Genomic DNA, 5,507 nt, shown 5'->3' with positions numbered 1-5,507 from the left:
TCTACTAACCCCACGCGACCTGATTCTTGTAACAACACATAAGCTCGCGTTGCATTGTTGGTGGCTACCAATTCTACTGGTTTATCTTCCCGGTCTTCTGTTCCTACGGGAATGTTAGCGCGTAATAAATCTGAGCTGCTGCCTGCTTCAATTACTGATTCGGGCGCATGGGCATTGATAATGCTAATCGCATCGGCTGTTTCTTTCGCCACTACAGAACTTTTCACTTGCCAGAACTAGAACCACTCGCGCTATTATTAAAGGTACAATTAAATTTGGAAGGAGAGTTATGGAGGTTGAGGAGTTACTCAGACGTTATGCCTTGGGAGAAAGAGATTTTGCTAGAGTCGATCTGAGGAATGCCCGGTTAAGTGGAGTTGACTTGAGTCGGGCTAACCTGACTGGTGCCAACTTGTTTGGGGCCACTCTGAATAATTCTAATCTTAGATTTGCGATCTTGAGGAATGCCAAACTGGACCAAACCAATCTGATAAATGCCATTTTAGAAGGCTCCGACTTAAGACTAGCTTCTATAACTAGCGCCGATCTCGAAGGGGCTAACTTGGAAGGGGCTAACTTGGAAGGGGCTAACTTGTCTTTCTCTATTTTAGTGGAGGCTAACCTCAGGCGTGCCAACCTAGAAAGGGTACTGCTGCAAGAAACGGCTTTGTACGATGCCATTTGTGAAGAAGCTAATTTTAGCTCTGCCGAGATGTTTGAAGCCTCGATAGGTAGAACTAATTTCAGAGGAGCCATTTTTGACAACATTGTCTTCGTTGACTGCGTATGCCGCGAAACCATCTGGCCCAATGGAGAGGTCATCACCGATCCAGAACCATTTCCCGAGTAGTAAGTATGCAAAATAGATTACACATTCGTTTGGGCTAGACGCCTGAGTTAATCGAGCCCTTAACTGTGTAATTAATTCGGTACGGAAACTTAAATTTTTTGTAACGAGCTGTCCTAAGAGAAAAAGAGAATTTTACGAACGAAAAATTATTCAAACATGACTGACGCATTTTCTCTATTAGGCGTCAACCCAGAAGCCCCTATAATGTTATTTTTGCGTCAGTCTTCTCCAAAAAATCAAAAATAAAAGTAGCCGTGACGCTGAAGAAGCGGTCAGAGAAATCGGACTTCAGCTTTCGATCGCTCTTTGAATTGCTTGAGGCACATTGGACAAGAAATCATAGCCGGTTATCTCCTCAAGATAGTCAACGCTAACTTGCCATTGTCTCCAGTCATTCCAATCCGTAATATCTTTCATCACTCCATTGGGTAATGAAAAAGGTCCTGGAGTGCTGAGTTGAGATCGGTTAGGTGTTATCACTGCGTACACCTGAGTCTGGTCAGTAATATCGGCTATTTCCTGACCGGGTTCCATGACCACAGCAATTTTCCAGATATATTCAGGAACCCGAATTAGTTTGGCATTTTCTACTGGCTGTAGGCTAAATTGGGTATCGGGTCTTCCATCTGAATCTTTCGGCAATGAAGAGGCTAGTTTAGGTCTACCATTCCCATCCGTAGAAACAACTCCATCGTTCAGTAATATGCTGTTATGAACGGTTCGGTAAGGAAAACCGATTTTTCTTTCCGAACCATAGCCAAACCCGCCTGCAATAACGTACAGTTCTTTATTGTCATTTTTAACGGTAGTTTGGCTATATTCTTCAAACTTTCTCCAAGCCCCAAACTGATTAGCATCCTCATGTTGTGGAAGTGCGTTCGTTGTGAAGTAAGTCGAGTAAATATCCTTCTTCGTTCTAGTTCGAGCTTCGGACGGGGTCATATGTCCTTTATTAAGTCCAAAGCTGGCTCTGTAGTCTGGACTTGCAGTTTTCACCCAATCGGTAGGAAGAGTGCTGTCTGATAGCCACGGGTAGTCTAATATATCGGCAGAGTACACTGAGTCAGGAGGAAAGTTAGTAGGAGGATAGCCAATAGCTCTTGCCTCCTCTGGACCTGGTCTAGTTACATTTCCCAACCACGATTTATTTAACTGCCAACTCACCCAATTAGGTCCTTTAATCGCATCGTTATAAGATAGGGAGTATTGGGGCTTCTCAATCAGGTAATTCTCTCGATGCGTATCTTCAAAGGGACGCGCAAAAGTAGGATTGCCTAACTTCAGATGAGTGCTTTTGAAGAACACATCATCCAGATAAACTGTGCTCTCTCCTTCTAGGGTAAATTGCAACACTGCCGACTTCCCACGCAGGTTTTCGGGAATATCTAAATGGAAGGTCTCAAACCCCTGTAAAGCATAATCAAGACTGTAAGTGTAGGGGTCTATATATTCTCCGTTTACATAGTCATAATAGCCAACGGCGCTTTCGCTTTCAGCCGGATGTTCAGCGAGCTTCAGATCGATTTCTCCTGCTGAAAGCCACTCATCATCCGGTTCCGTTCCTTTGATAGAAACCTTGAAAAGACCATCCTTGGGTTTCGGCACGTGCAAATCGAACCGCAACGTACCCCATTCCGGAACCACAAAACGGTTATGGGTGACCTGATTCTGCCCGTCATTGGATAACTTCAAAGCATAATTAGGTTGACTCATATCGTAGCCAACCCCAGCTAAAAAATCAGCGTCTAAGCTACCAACTGAACCCTCTTCCTTGCCTATATCACTCCATTCCACCAAATGCCTTTGCGACACATTTTGAGTCGTGTTTTGATTGCCATTATAAAACGACCACCCCGGAATATTCTGTTGCTCAAACCGACTGGTAATCGCATCAAAATTCCCATTAAACAGTGTCGGAACTGCAAAATCCCCCCGCATCCTCCGTTGTGCCGTATTATCAAAACTTACCTCCGTGCGAACTCCCAACAGTGCATCGGGACGCTTCTGGTATCCCCCACCCAAAACCGAATAAAACCAACCCGTACCAATCCCCTCCCAAGGTGCATTTTGCGCCCCATGAATGTCAGGATATCCCCGATAATCAGGACTGTACCAAGTTAAATCGCTATTGGGAGTACGATCTAAAGGTTCCAAATCGCCCAAACGTCGGTAAATCTTCTCCCCTTCCCTTGCTCCTTCTAACAGTGGCAATTCGCTACCACTGAGATTAGTCGTTCCTGCATACCAGGCTAACGCTTGTCGATGCGGACTATTTTCAGTGTCATCCGGGGTAAAACCAGCCCTCTGGCTCAAAACAACATTCCAATCTGCGGCATCAATCTCCCGTCCATTCCTTGTCTTAGTTCTCGGTTCCTCAGACTCCGCCACATTTTGGTAATAATTATCAGCAAATGTGACATTTTCCCAAACCTTAACTTCCGGGTCATTCCGGCTTCGTAAAGGCGACGGTAAAGAAGATTGGCTGAAATCGTGAGGGTCGATAGTGGTCATCATCAAGTCAGCGCGGTTATCATCAGTTGCCCACAAATTCGGGAAGAAAGTTCCCATGCGTTGAATGATTTCACTGTTGATAACTGCTCCTTGACCCACGCCAATAAAATGCATCGGCGACTTAAAGAAGGCGTCGTTGTTTAACTGTTGGTTTAAGCTAACCAAAGAAGCGAACATTGCATCGGCTGCGGCTTCAGCAAACCCGGAATTATAGCCGGTTTTATGAGGGGTCATTTCTAAGTCGGGGATGAGAACTAAGGGAGAGCCAAATTTACTTTCGGGGATGTTGTAAATTTTGGTGCCTTGGTTGTTGCGCCAATACCATTGACCTGTTCCCGGTTCATAGTACATAACTAAACCCCCGTCATCCTCTGGGGAGAAGGGTTGGGTGATGTGCAACGCCATTTGTTCAAGTTGCTGGTTGATTAGATTGGGTTGAACTTCTAATCCCCGAGTCAATACTGTGATGCTACTAAAAGCGTTGCCGTCAATACCGGGTTGAACCGCTTGTGGAGTTTGGAATTTACTATCCTCAACAACTGGCCTCGGTGAGCCATTAATCACCGCTTCTACCGCCCAATGATACTCCTGACCCGCCGTCAATATTCGGTCATTAGGCAGTGTAAACTGGTCTTTTGAACCCGCTTGAGAGCCACCATTCCAAGTCCACACACCCTCTTTCCAAGTCGCCGTCAAAATCCGATTCGGATTGTAATCCCTTCCTGGTGAGAGTGAGTCTAATTCCCGCCAGGTATCCCCCGGTAACAACCCCTCTCCCTTCGGAAACACGCTTACATAAAGCCTTACTTCCTTCACCTCATCCTCATCAACAGGAGAAGCACAAACATCATCCTCATCCTCATCCCCAAATTTCCACTCGAATGTAGGCGTCAAAGAATCAGCAAATCCACTGATTCCCGGACTCACCAATTGCAACGGGTTTGATGCCGATACTAAGGTCAAACCCGTCGGCATTCCTCCAATCCCCAGCGGAGCTTTTATCGTGTCCTCCGGAACGCCAAAAGTAAAGTCATACTGCCAATTGCCCCCAATAATCTCATAATCTGCCGCTACACTGATGTCCGGATTAATATCATCAATCGGCACAGATCCCAAATCATTTTCACTCGCCAACCGTTTCGTGTTCTCATTAAACCCAACACTGCCTACCCCTCGCTTCAAACTATCCAGCCAGAAATTCCCGGGATTTTCTACAGTGGCAATCATTTCCTCCACATCAAACACGAAGATGCCACCTTTATCCGTTGAATCAGACAATTCTAAACCCGGGTAAGAAGCATACAGATATTTCTCATCACTAGAAAGCACCAAATCCGCCGTTTTGCCACCGGGAATCGGTCTCGTGGCTGCGACTAACTTCGTATTAAAACCAAACGGGTCTTTAATTATCCCAATATTACTCCCCGCTCGCAGCCCATCAATACTCTCTAACCCGGTTTGCGAGCTATTATTTTTAGAGGCCACAAATGCGTAAGAGCCATCCTTCAGAATGTCTACTGACACCGCCCAGTTGATATCGAAGTAATCGCTAATACTGCCTAGACCTAATGAGACGTAGCGGGGAGTACCCACCGTGAAATTAAGTGGATCATCATTAAGGATTTCCACGACTCCAAAACCCGCACTATCTCGTCTGGAGTTGGTAAAAGCAATCCCACCATTGTTCTTCGCGAAAACACCATCTACCTCTGAATAAGTAGAAATCGAGCCAATTTTTTCATGCCACAATCGAGGATTGTTATCAGGATTGGTAGGGCGATCGCGCGGGTCGATATTAATAACGTGAATCTGGCCATTAGTGTTAGAAAACGGCCAAGAAAAATCGGGAGCCGCAACGAAGAGCTTTCGGCCATCACTACTCATCGATATCTGGCGCAATCCCCATGATGCAGAGGGCCATGAAATAGTCTGAATCACTTGATGATAGGTCGCTGAATTGGGATTGATATCCAGTATGTAAAGCGCTCCTATTTTGCCGTCAGCAATGTAGGCATAGTTATCTCCAGGGTCGAGGGCAATCGATTGAGGGGAAGCACCATCCGGTAAGTCAATCGGATCTATTTCAGGAGTTTCTGAATTGGTATCGACCTGTTGCCAAGTCATCAAATCTACTAACCCCACGCGA

At 45.7% G+C, this 5,507-nt stretch carries 3 protein-coding genes; 1 reads left to right on the top strand and 2 read right to left on the bottom strand.

The window, feature by feature from the left end; all coding sequences use genetic code 11:
* Positions 1–227: hypothetical protein (locus tag AC0QH1_RS01845; protein WP_324629063.1), on the bottom strand; the 227-nt coding region annotated here is incomplete at its 3' end.
* A gap of 62 nt (positions 228–289) precedes the next feature.
* Between AC0QH1_RS01845 and AC0QH1_RS01840 the strand changes: the two genes are divergently transcribed.
* Positions 290–850 carry a pentapeptide repeat-containing protein gene (locus AC0QH1_RS01840; RefSeq protein ID WP_324629061.1) on the top strand — a complete coding sequence of 187 codons (561 nt, stop codon included), beginning with the start codon at positions 290–292 and terminating at the stop codon, positions 848–850.
* A 288-nt stretch (positions 851–1,138) separates the two neighbouring features.
* On the opposite strand, the gene AC0QH1_RS01835 is transcribed toward AC0QH1_RS01840, so the two are convergent.
* Positions 1,139–5,485: a DNA/RNA non-specific endonuclease gene (locus AC0QH1_RS01835; RefSeq protein WP_324629060.1), complete on the bottom strand. Its 4,347-nt coding sequence runs from the start codon at positions 5,483–5,485 to the stop codon at positions 1,139–1,141.
* Between the last annotated feature and the right edge of the window lie 22 nt (positions 5,486–5,507).

The sequence above is a fragment of the Phormidium sp. CCY1219 genome (assembly GCF_055795085.1).
Note: the sequence above shows the minus strand (reverse complement) of the source record. Positions and strands in the feature narration are given on the sequence as shown.